The following is a 14400-nucleotide window of genomic DNA, read 5'->3' as shown; positions in this document are numbered from 1 at the left end:
GATGTGTAGTGGGTCGCCCACAGGGGTCGTGGATTGCCTCAGCAGCGTGGTGTGTGCTGGTCCATGGCCTTGCCCACCAGCAATACGCTCAGCTCGCTCAATTGATGAATGGCCAGGGCCACATCACGGTGTTTGCCGGTGAGGTCATCGGACAGGTCGAGCAGTAAGGTGCTGACGGAGCAGACGGTTTCGTAGCTGTTGGCCAGCAGGGTTTCAGTGGAAACATCGGGGATGAGCGTGAAGAGGGTGGTTGGCGGCGGATCGATTTTTTTGATCATCAGAGCATCCTGGAATGGGCTGCCGCCGTATCGCTACTAAACGAGGGTGGCAGCTGTACGCAGGTTAGTAGACCGGTGGACACTCAAAGCCGGCGCACCCGAAAGTGCCCTACGCACAGCCGCCATTAACGCGGGCAGGCTTATGCACTTAGAGTGACCAAACTCGGGCTACTAAACCCGATCACCGAGAAATTCAGCGACCGGCAAACCTTAGAGACCGCCACCGAGGCGCACAAGCCGGCGGATTCTGACGTAAGCGTAGGCAGCGGAGCAAGGCGCTTACTGCAATGTAAGCCGCTTCCTACGGCTGTCCTACCTATCAAGTGGGCACGGTAGAAAAAGGTGGGAGCTGGCTTGCCTGCTCCCACATTGTGTGCGTTCAGCTCGAGGTTCAGGTGCTCTCGCGCACCTGCAACTCAAACCCCATATCCACCACTGGCTTGGCCACCTTGTTGCCCGCCATGATCGTCAGCAAATGCTCCGCCGCCCGACGCCCGATGGCTTCCCGTGGCGTGCTGATGCTACTCAGGCGCGGCACCATGAATGAGGAAGCGGGTAGGTCGTTGAAGCCCAGCACCGCCACACGTTCAGGCACCTTGATGCCATGGCGCAGGGCTTCGAGCAGGGCGCCCTGGGCCAGGTCGTCGTTGCCGAAGAAGATCGCATCCACATCCGGATGCGCTGCCAGCAATTGCAGGAACAGTTCGCCGCCCAGGCCCACGGAGGAGGGACGTGGTGTCAAAAGCTCCAGCGCCGGATCGTACATGCCCGCCTGCTGCAAGGCGCGGCGGAAACCTTCGCCGCGCAACAACGTGCGCTGATCCAACTGCGCGCCGATATAGGCCAGGCGCTTGCGCCCCCGGGACAGCAAGTGCGCCGCCGCGGTCTCGCCAGCGGCCAGTTGCGAGAAGCCCACGCAGTTCACCCCGGCATTAGGGTCCAGATCCATCATGTACACACAGGGCACATTGCTGGCCTCGACCATTCGTCGCGCGCTTTCGGTGCGGTCAAACCCGGTCAGCAGCAATCCCCGCGGCTGATAGGCCATGTAGTTGCGCAGCAGGTCTTCTTCTTCATCGCGCGAATAATGGGAGTTGCCGATCAGTACTTCAAAGCCCTTGGGCCGCAGTACCTGATGAATAGCTTCCAGGGTTTCGATAAACAGCAGGTTGGACAGTGACGGCACCAGCACCACCACCGAATGGCTCTGCGCCGAGGCCAGGGCGCGGGCGGCGGGGTTGACCACGTAGCTCAGTTCGGCGGCGGCCTGTTGCACTTTTTCCACCAGTTCGGTGGCCACGGTGCTGATGCCGCGCAGGGCACGGGAGGCGGTGATCGGGCTGACGCCGGCCAGGCGCGCAACTTCATTGAGGGTAGGGCGGCCCGTCGTGCGGGTATTTTTATCGTTCTTAGAGGTCATCAGGCAGCTTGCCAAACAAAAATCGAGGCACTAAGGTAGCGCTGTCTCCAAAGGGCTGCAAATTCTTGGATAAAGGGTTGCCTGATCCTGTCCAGCTCTTGAAGTCAATCTGTTGGAACGGATGCACGCGTCACTCCATAAAAATGACAAGTCGGCGCGGGAAAAGCCTGTTTTTGCACTAGCCTTACGCTATGCAAAGGTAGCGCTATCTGCGTCCTGAGGTGTTTCATGAGTCAACCTGTTACCGCCCTGGTCATCATGGGTGTTTCCGGCTGTGGCAAGTCCAGCGTCAGCCAAGCCCTGTGCGCCCTTAACGGCGCCACTGCCATTGAAGGCGACAGCTTTCACCCCGCCGCGAACATCGAAAAGATGAGCGCCGGCCACCCCCTCAACGACGACGACCGCGCCGGCTGGCTCGACATCCTGTGCGATGAACTGCGCCGCGCGTTGAAAGCGGGCGAGCATCCTGTACTGACCTGTTCGGCCCTGAAGAAAAAATACCGTGACCACTTGCGCGAAGCCGCGCCGGGCCTGGGTTTTGTCTTCCTGGAACTGACCCGCGAAGTCGCCGCCGACCGCGTGTCTCACCGCCCCGGCCATTTCATGCCGGCAAGCCTGATCGATAGCCAGTTCGCCACCCTTGAATCGCCCAAGGGCGAGCCGCTGACCCTGGCCTTGAACGCCAGTGAAGACAGCGTCGAGGAGCTGGCCGAGCAGACCAATACCTGGTGGCGCAAGCACGGCTTTGAACCTACTCATTAATTTTTTGCCGGAAAAGATAGCGCTATCCCCGGCAGGAAGTTCAACACCCGCTTTAATAACAACAACAAACAGGAGAGACCCCCCATGTTTGGCATGTCCCACGAGTCTTACCTGCTGCTAGATGCAGTAGTCACTATCATCGGGTTGATCGTACTGATCACCAAGTTCAAGGTGCACCCGTTCATTGCACTGATCATCGCGGCCGGTTTCCTCGGCCTGACCTCGGGTATGCCCGTGGACAAGATCATCAAGGCGTTCCAGGACGGCTTCGGCGGGGTGCTCGGCTTTGTCGGCATCATCCTCGCGCTGGGCACGATGCTCGGCAAGATGATGGCCGAGTCCGGCGGTGCCGATCAGATCGCCCAGACCCTGATCCGCGCCTTCGGCAAAGAGAAGGTCCAGTGGGCCATGATGTTCGCCGCGTTCCTGGTGGGCATCCCGCTGTTCTTCGAGATCGGCTTTGTATTGCTGATCCCGCTGGTGTTTATTGTCGCCCGGCGTACCGGCGTGTCGTTGATCAAGATCGGTATCCCGCTGCTGGCCGGTTTGTCGGCGGTGCACGGTCTGGTGCCACCGCACCCGGGCCCGCTGCTGGCCATCGGCGTGTTCGGTGCCGATATCGGCAAGACCATCCTGTACGGTCTGATCGTTGCGCTGCCGACCGCCATCATCGCCGGCCCGATTTTCGGTACGTTCATCGCCAAGTACATCCCGGGCAACCCGTCCCAGGAACTGGTGGACCAACTGGCCCGCGAGACCGATAACAAGTCGCTGCCAAGCTTCAGCATCACCCTGGTCACCGTGCTGCTGCCGGTGTTCCTGATGCTACTCAAAACCTTTGCCGACATCGCGTTCGCTGAAGGCAACGTGGTGCGTAACTGGATGGACATGATCGGCCACCCGATCACCGCACTGCTGCTGGCGTTGCTGTTGTCGCTGTACACCTTTGGCCATCGCCAGGGTATCCACTCCAAGCAGATCCTCAAGTTGCTCGACGCCAGCCTTGCGCCGACCGCCGCGATCATCCTGATCATCGGTGCCGGTGGTGGTTTCAAACAGATGCTGGTGACCAGCGGCGTGGGCGACGTGATCGGCCATATGGCGGTGAACGCGCAGATCAACCCGATCCTGCTGGCGTGGCTGGTGGCGGCGGTGATTCGGATTGCCACCGGTTCGGCGACGGTTGCGACCATTACCGGCGCGGGCATTGTGGTGCCGGTGGTGGGCATGATCCCAGGGGTTAACCGCGAGTTGCTGGTACTGGCGACGGGCGCGGGTTCGTTGATCCTGTCTCACGTCAACGATGCGGGGTTCTGGCTGGTCAAGCAGTACTTCAACATGACCGTGGCCGAGACGTTCAAGACCTGGACGGCGATGGAGACCATTCTGTCGATCGTGGCGCTGATCTTCATCATGTTGCTGTCGTTGGTAGTGTAAGCCACACCACAAAAGCAGTGGCGGCAACTCGATCAAAATGTGGGAGCTGGCTTGCCTGCGATAGCATCACCTCGGTACATCTGAAACACCGAGGTGTCTGCATCGCAGGCAAGCCAGCTCCCACATTAATTGGGTTTCTTCAGGTAAATCAGGTCAGGCTTTGCTGACCAACCCATCCGCCCTGAACATCCCCCGAATGCCTCGCACCGCCTGGCGAATCCGGTCCTGGTTTTCGATCAGCGCAAAGCGCACATGATCATCGCCATACTCACCAAAACCGATCCCCGGCGACACACACACCTTCGCTTCCAATAACAGTTTCTTGGCAAACTCCAGCGAGCCCATGGCGGCATACTGCTCGGGAATCTTGGCCCAGACGTACATCGACGCCTTCGGGTTCTCCACCATCCAGCCCAGCTCATGCAGGCCTTTGACCAGCACATTGCGACGCTGGCGGTACTGTTCAGCGATGTCCTTCACGCACTGTTGGTCGCCTTCCAGCGCTGCAATCGCCGCCACTTGCAGCGGGGTGAAGGTGCCGTAGTCGTGGTAGCTCTTGATGCGTGCCAGGGCGTTGACCAGTTCCGGGTTGCCTACCATGAAGCCGATGCGCCAGCCGGCCATGTTGTAGCTCTTGGACAGGGTGAAAAACTCAACCGCAATGTCCTTGGCGCCGGGCACTTGCATGATCGAGGGGGCTTTCCAGCCGTCGTAGACGATGTCGGCGTAGGCCAGGTCGTGCACCACCAGCACGTCGTACTGCTTGGCCAGGGCGATCACCCGTTCGAAGAAGTCCAGTTCCACACACTGCGCGGTGGGGTTGGACGGGAAGCCGAGGATCATCATCTTCGGCTTGGGGATCGAGCCGCGAATCGCGCGCTCCAGCTCAGCGAAGAAATCCACGCCCGGTATCAGCGGCACCGAACGTACCTGGGCACCTGCAATCACTGCGCCGTAGATATGAATCGGGTAGCTGGGGTTGGGCACCAGCACGGTATCGCCCTGGTCTAGGGTGGCCAGCATCAAGTGCGCCAGGCCTTCCTTGGAACCGATGGTCACGATGGCTTCGGACTCAGGGTCGATATCCACCGCGTAACGGTCCTTGTACCAGCGCGAAATCGCCCGGCGCAGGCGCGGAATGCCTTTGGAGGTGGAGTAGCCGTGGGTGTCTTCACGCTGGGCGACGGTGACCATTTTCTCCACGATATGAGGAGGCGTGGCGCCGTCAGGGTTACCCATGCTCAAGTCGATGATGTCTTCGCCGCGCCGACGCGCAGCCATCTTCAGCTCGGCAGTGATATTGAAAACGTAAGGGGGGAGTCGATCTATGCGCGCAAAGCGGCGCGGCGAACCTTGGTCTGCCATTGTTGCCTCGAGGTACGTAAGCGCCCGGAACCGTCCGAGCGACGTCGGCCACTGCGGTGGCCTGCGAGGCAGACAATACGAGCGATGATGGCAAGTTGTCCAGATGTGTAGGAAAAATTTCTACATGGAGTACGGCGCGGGTATGCCCCTATACTCGATGCGGGTTTGTTCCCTCATAAGAAGGAGACTGTTCGTATGGATCAGCAGACAAAACAACCGTTGGAGCCACGCCTGGAAGCCGGTAAGGCCCTGGTGATCGCCGGGGTGCAAGGGCGATATTCGAAGGCCACCGTGGGCGATATCCCACGGCTGTGGGAGTTGTTCGATACCTGCATCAAGGACATCAAGAAGCGCGTCGGCGGTGTGACCTACGGGGTGTGCCATAACCCGCATCACGGCGAATTCGATTACCTGGCAGGTGTTGAAGTCCCGGCCAGGAAAGATGTGCCAAGCAATTTCGAGGTGATCGAAATTCCGCCACTCAACTATGCCGTGTTCCCCCACTACGGGCCGGTGCAGGCGCTGGAGCAAACCTACGAGCGCATCATGTTCGAATGGCTGCCGCACTCGGGCTACAAAGTCATGGGCGCGGATTTCGAGCGCTATAGCGCGGACTTCGATGCCAGTAAGGGCACGGGGACGGTGGAAATCTGGCTGCCGATCGGGGAGCGGGGCTGACACTGCACCCGATGTCACGTAAACACGACATGCACGCTTAAAAGTCATGTTTACGTGACATTGCCGCTATGGATTAAACCTGAAGCTCAACCGGCGCTCATACCCTACGCGACCCTTGTACGCCTCACCGCGATCCACCCATCCTGCCCCCAGATACAACCCCATTGCCGCCAGGTTGTGGGCATCCACCGACAACTCCAACCCCTTGGTCTGCGGCCAGGCCTCGCGCGCCACGGCGGGCAACGCCTGCAAACACATCTTGCCGTATCCACGCCCCTGTTGATGCCGGTCTACCTGTAGCGCGTGGAGTGTGGCGCTGTGTTCATCGGCCCAATGAGGCAGGCACGGTGGTCGCTTGAGCAGCAAGAACGCCACAGGAAGGTCGTCGACCAACAGCGCAAAGCCCTTGACCCCAGGGCTCGGGTTGGCGAGCAGGGTATTGAGGGCGCAATACATATCGCCGCAAAACGGCAGTTGTTCAGGGTGAACTTCGATGGCGCCGACTTGCTGTTGTTGCACAGCGTTCAGCGCCTCGTAAGCAACGAGGCGGGTTGGCATGGGACTATCCGAACGGCTGCAAGAGAAGTGGCAGTTTATCGGGTTTGAGCCACGGGAAATTATTTTTCAGGGGGATGTCGATTTCCCTCGGGGCCATTCGACTAAGGGTGTCTTCCGTGATTTTCCACCCCAAGGAGTCATCGCCATGAGCACTGCAATCAAGAGCCTGATCGAGCAATGGAAAGACGCCGTCGTCAGTCGCGATATCGACAAAATTGTCAGCTTTTACGCCGACGATATCGTCTCGTTCGACGCCGTAACCGCTCTGCAATTCAAGGGCAAGGCGGCCTACCGCGCGCATTGGGAGGCGTGCATGGAGCACTGCCCCGGCCCCGGCATCTTCGAGTTTCATGAATTGCATGTCGTCGATGCGCCAGACAGTGCGTTTGCCCACTGGCTGGCCCACTGCGGCGGCGCCGGGCCGGACGGCGAGGTAAAGGCCTGCTGGATGCGCGTGACCGCCGGCTACCAGCGTATCGATGGCCAATGGAAGGTGGTGCACGAGCACTGGTCGGCACCGTTTGATATGCAAAGCGGCACGGCGTTATTCGACCTGAAACCTTGAGCACTGCGAACTATAGTCAGTAGTCCGAAAACGGAGAACGCCATGAAATACCTGTGCTTGATCTACAGCGACGAACAGGCGTTGCACACCTCGCCCGACAGCCCCCACGACTCGGAATGTCTGGCCTACGCCGAGTCCATCCAGGCCAGCGGGCGCATGCTGGCCGCCGAGCCGCTGGAGTCGGTGACCACCGCCACTACCGTGCGCATGCGCAGCGGCAAGCTGTCGATTACCGACGGGCCGTTTGCCGAAACCAAGGAGCAGCTCGCCGGGTTCTACCTGATCGACGCCAAGGACCTCAATGAAGCGCTCCAGGTGGCTGGCGGCATTCCGGCAGCCCGGGTCGGCAGTGTGGAAGTGCGCCCCGTGCGCCAATTGAATCTCTCAACACAATAATCAAAAGACTTGAGGAGGTTGCCCCGTGAACATTCAACCCGCCGAATTTGAACTGTCCATCAGCCGCTTGATCGATGCGCCGCGCCGCCGGGTGTTTCGCGCCTGGACCGAGCCAACCCTGCTGCAACAATGGTGGGGCCCCCACGGCATGACCACCCCTGAATGCGAGATGAACCTGTGGGTCGGCGGCTTGTTCCGCACCTTGATGCGCGCCCCGGATGGCAGCGAGTACCCGACCCAAGGCGTGTTCCTGGAGATCGACGCGCCCAACCGCCTGGTGTTTACCGACGCGTTCATGCCGGGTTGGGTGCCTTCGGGCAAGCCGTTCATGAGCGCCGAAGTCACCTTTGAGGAGGTCGGCGAAAAGACCCTCTATACCGCCCGCGCCATGCACTGGAGTGCCGAGGACAAGCAGGCCCACGAAGCCATGGGCTTTCATGACGGCTGGGGCCAGAGCCTGGACCGCCTGGTGAAGTTGGTGACCGAGGACATGGTCGATTGACCCAGCAGATCGACGCTATTTACCGCCGCGAATCACGCCGCGTGCTCGCGACGTTGATTCGTGTGCTGGGGGATTTCGACTTGGCCGAGGAGGCGCTGCACGAAGCATTTTTCGTCGCCCTGCAGCGCTGGCCCGAGGATGGCGTGCCGGATAATCCACGGGCGTGGCTGGTGTCCACCGGCCGCTTCAAAGCCATCGACCGCCTGCGTCGGCAGTCGCGTTTTACCCCGTTATTGGAAGAGCAGGCCGAGGCGTTGGAGGCCGCGCCTTGGAGTGATGAAGACGTGGAAGACGACCGCCTGCGCCTGATGTTCACTTGCTGCCACCCAGCGTTGGCAGCCGATGCCCAGGTTGCGCTGACCTTGCGCGAGATCTGCGACCTGAGCACCGAGGCCATCGCTCACGCTTTTCTAGCCACGCCCACCACCATTGCTCAACGCATCGTGCGCGCCAAGGGCAAGATCCGTGAGGCGAAAATCCCCTATCAAGTGCCGTCCCGCGCCGAACTGCCCGAACGATTGGATAGTGTGTTGCGGGTGATTTACCTGGTGTTCAACGAGGGCTATTCGGCCTCAGCGGGTGCCGACCTCACCCGCGAGGACCTGACCTTGGAGGCCATTCGCCTGGGGCGTTTGCTGCTGGAGTTGCTGCCCGAGCCGGAAGTCATGGGCTTGCTGGCGTTAATGTTGCTGCACGAGTCGCGTCGGCCTGCCCGCACTTCTGCCAGCGGCGAACTGGTGCTGTTGGACGCTCAGGATCGTACGCTTTGGGACAGGGCCTTGATCGCTGAAGGCTGCGCATTGGTGGAGCAGGCGCTGATGACGCCACGCTTCGGGCCGTATTGCTTGCAGGCTGCGATTGCCGCCGTGCACGCCGAGGCGCCCAGCGCAGGGGAAACCGATTGGCGGCAGATTGTCGGGCTCTATGATGTATTGCTCAGGTCTGTGCCGTCGCCGGTGATCGAGTTGAACCGTGCGGTAGCGGTGGCGATGGAGCAGGGGCCTTTGGCGGGGCTGGCGCTGGTAGACAACCTTTTGCAGCGCGGTGAGTTGCAGGACTATCACTTGGCGCATTCGGCGCGTGGGGAATTTTGCCGGCAGTTGGGGCGGTTTGACGAAGCTCGCAGCGCGTACGAAAAAGCGCTGTCGCTGACGCAACAGGCGCCAGAAAAACGCTTCATCACGCGACGCCTCGCCGAACTCAAATAGCCAACACGATGTTATGACGCCCCGCGATCCAATGTGGGCGCTGGCTTGCCTGCGATGACGGCCTGACAGCCAACGTCTCTCTAACGGCCCCCTCTACATTGCACTGCGTTCACTCCAGCATCTTGCCCAGCAACCAGCTCCCCGCAGGCCCCGGCGGCTGGTGCCGGGACCACAGCGCATCCACCGCCACCGAACGCGGCCAACTGCGCACCTTGAGTTCAACCAACTGGTTGCCGCCAAAACGCTCCACCAGCCAGCGCGGTATCGGTGCCCAACCAAAACCCAGCTGTGCCATTTCCATCAGCATCAGGTAACTCGGCGCCGACCACACACGTTGCGTGCCGCGGTTTTCATTGGGGCTGATGATGCTCGCCAAGCGCAACTCCCGGTGTTGTTGCAAGGTGTGCGAGTGAACCTTGTCCAGGGTTGCCAATGGGTGTCTGGGCGAGACGAACAGCGCGATCTCCGTGCGCTCTTCCACGGGGGAGAACGTCAGGTCCGGCGGGTAGGCTTCTTGTTTCTCGATAAACGCGATCTGCGCCCGGCCACTTTGCACCAGTGCGATCAAGTCTTCGCATTCCGCGATCAGGCATTCCAGCTCAAGGTCTGGGTAGCGTTGTTCGAAGGCGCTGAGAGCGACCTCGAATCGATCAGACTGATAAGTATCGGACATGGCGAGACTCAACTTCGGCTCCAGGCCTTGCGATAACTGACTGGCTGCCAGCTCCAGGCGGCTACTGGCTTCCAGCACTTGCTCAGCCCGTTGCAGCAACACTTGCCCCGCCGGTGTGAGGGTCGGCTTGCGGCTGCTGCGGTCAAACAGCACCACGTTCAGGTCAATCTCAAGGCTGGCCACTGCCGCGCTCACGGTGGACTGGCTTTTGCCCAGCTTGCGCGCCGCCGCGGAAAACGAGCCTTGGGTGGCAGCCTGGACAAACGCCTGAAGCACTTCATGGGAGGCCATGACTATCGCCTTGATCGATGGTTATTGGTTATGAAGTATCGAGACAAAGCCTGATCATGGCAACCATCGTCACTCACGGAGCCGGGCTATGACCCCTACCAAATCCCTTACTGAACGCGTTTTTCAAGCCCTTGGTTTCGAGGGGTTGGCCTTATTGATTTGCACGCCGCTGTTGGTGTGGATCACCGGCCGGCCAGCGCTGGAGATGGGCGCAGTGACCCTGGGCATCAGCCTGTTGGCACTGAGCTGGAACGTGGTGTTCAACAGCCTGTTCGACCGCCTTAAAAATCGCCTGCAACTGGCCAACGGTGGTTGGACCCGTGTGCTGCATGCGCTGCTGTTTGAAGGCGGCCTGATCCTCTTGGCAGTGCCGTTGATTGCCGCCTTGATGAAGATCAGCCTGTTGGAAGCCTTCATCCTCGACATTGGCGTGTTGTTGTTCTTCCTGCCGTACACCTACGTGTACCACTGGGGTTATGACGTGCTGCGCGAGAAATTCGCCGGTAAAACCCCAGTTACCCCGTAGGCGTGCGTCGCTTATAGGAACATCCCGCCCGACGCCTCGATCCGCTGGCCGGTGATCCAATGACTGCCATCGGCCAGCAAGGTCGAAATCGCCCCGCCAATGTCGTCCGGCAAGCCTACGCGGCCCAGGGCGGTGTTATTGGCAACCATCGCATTCACATCGGTGTTATCGCGCACCGCGCCGCCGCCGAAGTCGGTGGCAATCGCGCCCGGTGCCAGGGTGTTCACGGTAATACCCCGTGGGCCCAGTTCTTTAGCCTGGTAGCGCGACAAGACTTCCACCGCGCCTTTCATAGATGCGTAGGCGGCATACCCCGGCAGGCTGAAGCGCGCCAGGCCGCTGGAGATATTGATGATGCGCCCGCCATCGCTGATCAGCGGCAGCAGTTTCTGCGTGAGGAAAAACGGTGCCTTCACATGGATCGCCACCAACTGGTCGAACTGGGCTTCGGTGGTTTCGGCAAAGCTTGCGTAGGTGCCAACCCCGGCGTTGTTGATCAGGAAGTTGAAATGCTCCTGGGCGAACACATCCTTGAGCAGTGTGCCGATCTGGCCAACGAATGCATCGAAGGTTGCGCTCTGGCTGACGTCCAGTTGCAGCATGGCGGCGCGACCGCCCAAGGCCTCTACCTGGGCAACCACGGCTTGGGCTTCGGCCGCTGCGCTGTGGTAAGTGCCGATGATGTCGATGCCTTGCGCAGCCAGGTGCAGGGCGGCGCTTTTGCCCAGGCCACGGCTAGCGCCAGTGATGAGTGCGATTTTACGGGTCATGGTGCAGTCCTCGAATGGGGTGAGTGGGACTGAGTGTATTTGTCCGGCCATAACGTGATAAACAGGCTGATATCGAAATCACTGGCCGGATAAGGCGAACAATCTAATGAATAAGCTTGAGCTGCTGCGCACCTTCGTACGCGTTACTGAGTTGTCGAGCTTTACCCAGGCCGGCCAAAGCCTGGGCTTGCCGCGCTCTACGGTCTCCGAGCATGTGCAGGCGTTGGAGGAGTTGCTCGGCGCTCGGCTGTTGCAACGCACCACGCGCAAGGTGCAGGCGACCCAGGATGGTCGTGTGTTGTATGAGCGCAGCAAGGATCTGCTGGCGCACATGGAAGAGTTGGAAGGTTTGTTCCGTCAGGACGAAACCCAATTGGCCGGACGCATACGGGTGGACATGCCCAATGTCATGGCGCGGGGCGTGATCTTGCCGAACTTGCCCACGTTCATGGCGCGCCATCCGCTGATCGACATGGAAATCAGCTGTTCGGACCGCCAGGTGGACCTGATCGCCGAAGGTTTTGATTGCGTGGTGCGCGTCGGCGCCCAGCCCGATCAAACTGTGGTAGCGCGGCGGGTGTGCAGCATGCCGATGGTCAACTGCGCGAGCGCGGCGTACCTGCAACGGTATGGCGTGCCCGACACCCTGGCAGACCTGGCGCATCATCAGTTGGTGCATTACGTGCGGCCGCTGGGCGCACGCTCGGCCGGGTTCGAATACCTGGTGGGCAACAAGGTGCAGCGGCTGGCGATGGCAGGCCGGGTGACGGTCAACAGCACCGACGCCTATCAATCGGCGTGCCTGGGCGGGTTTGGCATCACCCAGGTGCCGCAGCTCGGCATACGCGACTTATTGGCCAGCGGCGAGTTGGTGGCGGTGCTGCCCGACTACCAGGCGCCGCCCTTGGATGTGTCGTTGCTGTACGCCGGCCAGCGGCATCTGCCGTTGCGGGTGCGGGTGTTCATGGACTGGTTGACCGCCACCCTGCAAGCTCATCTTTAACGGCGTGCCGACAACTGCTGGGGCGCCAGGAACGCGTCGTGGAAGTAATCCCGGAACGCTTGCATCGCGGGGGTAAACGCGCGCTCGCGGTGCCAGGCCAGGCCGACGCTCATGGGGGTGACCGGGTCGGTCACGGTCAGGGTTTCGATGCGTTTGCCTTCCAGGGACCAGGGCCGGTGCACCAGGTCTGACAGGATCGCCACGCCGCTGCCATTGGCAACCATGCTGCGCACCGCCTCCACCGAGCTGGTGCGCAGCCGCACCTTGGGCGTTTGCCCGGCCTGTTCCCAGTAGCGCATGGCGCTGTGTTCGGCTTCATCGACGGTGAGCAAGATGTAGGGTTCTTGGGCCACGTCGGCCAGGCTCACGGCACCGCGTTCGCACAATGGGTGATGGCTGGGCAGCCACAGGCGGCGTTCGGAGTTGAATAGAATTTCCGAGACGATATCCGCGTGGGTGAGGTTGGCAGTGAGCACCACAGCCATGTCGAACTGGCCGTCGAGCAGGCCCTGTTCGATGGCCTGGCGCTCCTGTTCGAACACCTCGATGGTCACGTCCGGATGCCAATGCTCCATGCGCTGTAAATGGTGCGGCAGGAAATAACCCAGCACGGTGTAGCTGGCCGCCACCCGCAGCACGCCGCTGGCGCGGTAGTCCGGCAACGGGCTGTTGAGGGCATCCTCCACGCTGCGCACAATCACATAGGCACGGTTGAGAAAATGCCGCCCCGCGTCGGTGAGGTTCATGCCTTGGGCCGAGCGCACGAACAACTGCACGCCGAGCATGGCTTCCAGCTCCTTGATCGCTGTGGTCACCGCCGATTGGGAAATATTCAGGTGAATTGCTGCCTGGGAAATCTGGCCGATTTCCGCAGTGGCGACGAAATAGCGAACCTGGCGCAAGGTTAAAGACATATCGCACTCTGCTTATTGATCGTTCCCACGCTCTGTGTGGGAATGCCTCTTGTGACGCTCCGCGTCACGGTCTCAAGTGCGGACGCAGAGCGTCCATGGCTGCATTCCCACGCAGAGCGTGGGAACGATCGGGGGTCGAGGATAAAAAGCTATCTGATTTTCAGAAGATGGGCCATCTGATAATAGATCTTCCCAAGGGGTCAAGCCACGGCCTACTTTGCGGGCATCACCTTTGGCGGAGCGACCTTGATGCAGGCAGTGGATTTCAATTCAGACATGGGCGAAGGCTTTGGCCCCTGGACCATCGGCGACGGCGTCGACGCAGAGCTGATGGCCTATATCAGCTCGGCCAATATCGCCACCGGCTTTCACGCCGGCGACCCAGGCACCATGCGCCGCACCGTCGAGCGCGCCAAGCAACTAGGTGTGGCGATTGGCGCGCACCCAGGCTTTCGTGACCTGGTGGGTTTCGGTCGTCGGCATATCAACGCACCGGCCCAGGAACTGGTGGACGACATGCTCTACCAGCTCGGTGCCTTGCGTGAAATGGCCCGCGCCCAAGGCGTGACCTTGCAACATATCAAGCCTCACGGCGCGCTCTACATGCACCTGGCCCGCGATGAAGAGGCCGCCCGGCTGTTGGTGCAAAACCTGCAAATCATCGAGCCCACGCTGATGCTGTACTGCATGCCCAACTCGGTGATCTGGCGCATTGCCAAGGAACTGGGGCAGCCGGTGGTGCGCGAGTTTTATGCCGACCGTGAATACGACCTCAGCGGTTCCATCGTGTTTACCCGCAATGTGCGGGCGCTGGACTCCGCCACAGTGGCCGCGCGCGTCTTGCGTGCGTGTCAGACCGGCCTGGTACGTACCGTCGAAGGCGAAGACCTGGCGATCGAATTCGATTCCATCTGCCTGCACAGCGACACCCCTGGCGCCCTGGAGCTGGTGGAGGCCACCCGTGAAGCCCTGGACCAGGCGGGTATCGACGTCAGACCTCCCCAATAAGAGCCAACCCTTACTTTTTTGCCTGCCTTTCTACAATGATTCCAAG

17 protein-coding genes are annotated in these 14400 nt (G+C 60.6%); 10 read left to right on the top strand and 7 right to left on the bottom strand.

From position 1 onward, the window contains the following. Positions 1 to 38 precede the first annotated feature (38 nt). Positions 39 to 278, bottom strand: a complete 240-nt coding sequence (locus BMH52_RS04905) for a DUF6124 family protein (protein ID WP_073843062.1) — start codon at positions 276 to 278, stop codon at positions 39 to 41. 391 nt (positions 279 to 669) lie between these two features. After that, a complete protein-coding gene (locus tag BMH52_RS04900; protein WP_161793224.1) occupies positions 670 to 1701 on the bottom strand; it encodes a LacI family DNA-binding transcriptional regulator in 1032 nt (343 codons plus the stop codon). A 225-nt stretch (positions 1702 to 1926) separates the two neighbouring features. Between BMH52_RS04900 and BMH52_RS04895 the strand changes: the two genes are divergently transcribed. Next, positions 1927 to 2460: a gluconokinase gene (locus tag BMH52_RS04895; protein WP_014719641.1), complete on the top strand. Its 534-nt coding sequence runs from the start codon at positions 1927 to 1929 to the stop codon at positions 2458 to 2460. Between the two features lie 84 nt (positions 2461 to 2544). Continuing rightward, on the top strand, positions 2545 to 3897 hold the full coding sequence (locus BMH52_RS04890) for a GntP family permease (RefSeq protein ID WP_014719640.1): 1353 nt from the start codon (positions 2545 to 2547) through the stop codon (positions 3895 to 3897). A 153-nt stretch (positions 3898 to 4050) separates the two neighbouring features. On the opposite strand, the gene alaC is transcribed toward BMH52_RS04890, so the two are convergent. Beyond that, positions 4051 to 5262 carry an alanine transaminase gene (gene alaC / locus BMH52_RS04885; protein WP_032895593.1) on the bottom strand — a complete coding sequence of 404 codons (1212 nt, stop codon included), beginning with the start codon at positions 5260 to 5262 and terminating at the stop codon, positions 4051 to 4053. 195 nt (positions 5263 to 5457) lie between these two features. On the opposite strand from alaC, the gene BMH52_RS04880 reads away from it, so the two are divergent. Next, a complete protein-coding gene (locus BMH52_RS04880; protein WP_073843060.1) occupies positions 5458 to 5940 on the top strand; it encodes a GyrI-like domain-containing protein in 483 nt (160 codons plus the stop codon). A 66-nt stretch (positions 5941 to 6006) separates the two neighbouring features. Here BMH52_RS04880 and BMH52_RS04875 read toward each other — a convergent pair whose 3' ends face one another. After that, positions 6007 to 6498 (bottom strand): N-acetyltransferase, encoded by a 492-nt coding sequence (locus BMH52_RS04875; protein WP_073843058.1) that lies wholly within the window; start codon positions 6496 to 6498, stop codon positions 6007 to 6009. Between the two features lie 145 nt (positions 6499 to 6643). Here BMH52_RS04875 and BMH52_RS04870 point away from each other — a divergent pair, with 145 nt between their 5' ends. The 4 genes from BMH52_RS04870 to BMH52_RS04855 are packed head-to-tail and all read left to right on the top strand — an operon-like array spanning position 6644 to position 9169. Then, entirely contained in the window at positions 6644 to 7063 is a 420-nt protein-coding gene (locus BMH52_RS04870) for a nuclear transport factor 2 family protein (RefSeq protein ID WP_073843056.1), read from the top strand. 42 nt (positions 7064 to 7105) lie between these two features. Further along, positions 7106 to 7459 carry a YciI family protein gene (locus BMH52_RS04865; protein WP_073843054.1) on the top strand — a complete coding sequence of 118 codons (354 nt, stop codon included), beginning with the start codon at positions 7106 to 7108 and terminating at the stop codon, positions 7457 to 7459. A gap of 25 nt (positions 7460 to 7484) precedes the next feature. Beyond that, positions 7485 to 7961 (top strand): SRPBCC family protein, encoded by a 477-nt coding sequence (locus BMH52_RS04860; protein WP_019819312.1) that lies wholly within the window; start codon positions 7485 to 7487, stop codon positions 7959 to 7961. Further along, the gene (locus tag BMH52_RS04855; RefSeq protein WP_073843052.1) at positions 7958 to 9169 is read left to right on the top strand and encodes an RNA polymerase sigma factor; all 1212 of its coding nucleotides are present in this window, start codon (positions 7958 to 7960) and stop codon (positions 9167 to 9169) included. The genes BMH52_RS04860 and BMH52_RS04855 overlap by 4 nt, the downstream gene beginning before the upstream one ends. Before the next feature lie 109 nt (positions 9170 to 9278). Here the strand turns inward: BMH52_RS04855 and BMH52_RS04850 are convergent, their stop codons facing one another. Beyond that, complete coding sequence (locus BMH52_RS04850) at positions 9279 to 10133, bottom strand: LysR family transcriptional regulator (protein WP_019819309.1); 855 nt, start codon at positions 10131 to 10133, stop codon at positions 9279 to 9281. An 88-nt stretch (positions 10134 to 10221) separates the two neighbouring features. Between BMH52_RS04850 and BMH52_RS04845 the strand changes: the two genes are divergently transcribed. Beyond that, on the top strand, positions 10222 to 10659 hold the full coding sequence (locus BMH52_RS04845) for a multidrug/biocide efflux PACE transporter (RefSeq protein ID WP_014719631.1): 438 nt from the start codon (positions 10222 to 10224) through the stop codon (positions 10657 to 10659). Between the two features lie 11 nt (positions 10660 to 10670). Here the strand turns inward: BMH52_RS04845 and BMH52_RS04840 are convergent, their stop codons facing one another. Then, on the bottom strand, positions 10671 to 11429 hold the full coding sequence (locus tag BMH52_RS04840; RefSeq protein ID WP_014719630.1) for an SDR family NAD(P)-dependent oxidoreductase: 759 nt from the start codon (positions 11427 to 11429) through the stop codon (positions 10671 to 10673). A gap of 106 nt (positions 11430 to 11535) precedes the next feature. Here BMH52_RS04840 and BMH52_RS04835 point away from each other — a divergent pair, with 106 nt between their 5' ends. Then, positions 11536 to 12432 carry a LysR family transcriptional regulator gene (locus tag BMH52_RS04835; RefSeq protein ID WP_073843050.1) on the top strand — a complete coding sequence of 299 codons (897 nt, stop codon included), beginning with the start codon at positions 11536 to 11538 and terminating at the stop codon, positions 12430 to 12432. On the opposite strand, the gene BMH52_RS04830 is transcribed toward BMH52_RS04835, so the two are convergent. After that, positions 12429 to 13346 (bottom strand): LysR family transcriptional regulator, encoded by a 918-nt coding sequence (locus tag BMH52_RS04830; RefSeq protein ID WP_014719628.1) that lies wholly within the window; start codon positions 13344 to 13346, stop codon positions 12429 to 12431. The two genes, BMH52_RS04835 and BMH52_RS04830, sit on opposite strands and share 4 nt — an antisense overlap. A gap of 249 nt (positions 13347 to 13595) precedes the next feature. On the opposite strand from BMH52_RS04830, the gene BMH52_RS04825 reads away from it, so the two are divergent. Next, the gene (locus tag BMH52_RS04825; protein ID WP_073843047.1) at positions 13596 to 14354 is read left to right on the top strand and encodes a 5-oxoprolinase subunit PxpA; all 759 of its coding nucleotides are present in this window, start codon (positions 13596 to 13598) and stop codon (positions 14352 to 14354) included. Positions 14355 to 14400: the final 46 nt, after the last annotated feature.

Origin of the sequence: Pseudomonas sp. BTN1, assembly GCF_001907715.1 — a bacterium.
GTDB lineage: Bacteria > Pseudomonadota > Gammaproteobacteria > Pseudomonadales > Pseudomonadaceae > Aquipseudomonas > Aquipseudomonas paracarnis.
The sequence above is the reverse complement of the archived record's forward strand: the minus strand, read 5'-3'. Positions and strand labels throughout refer to the sequence as shown.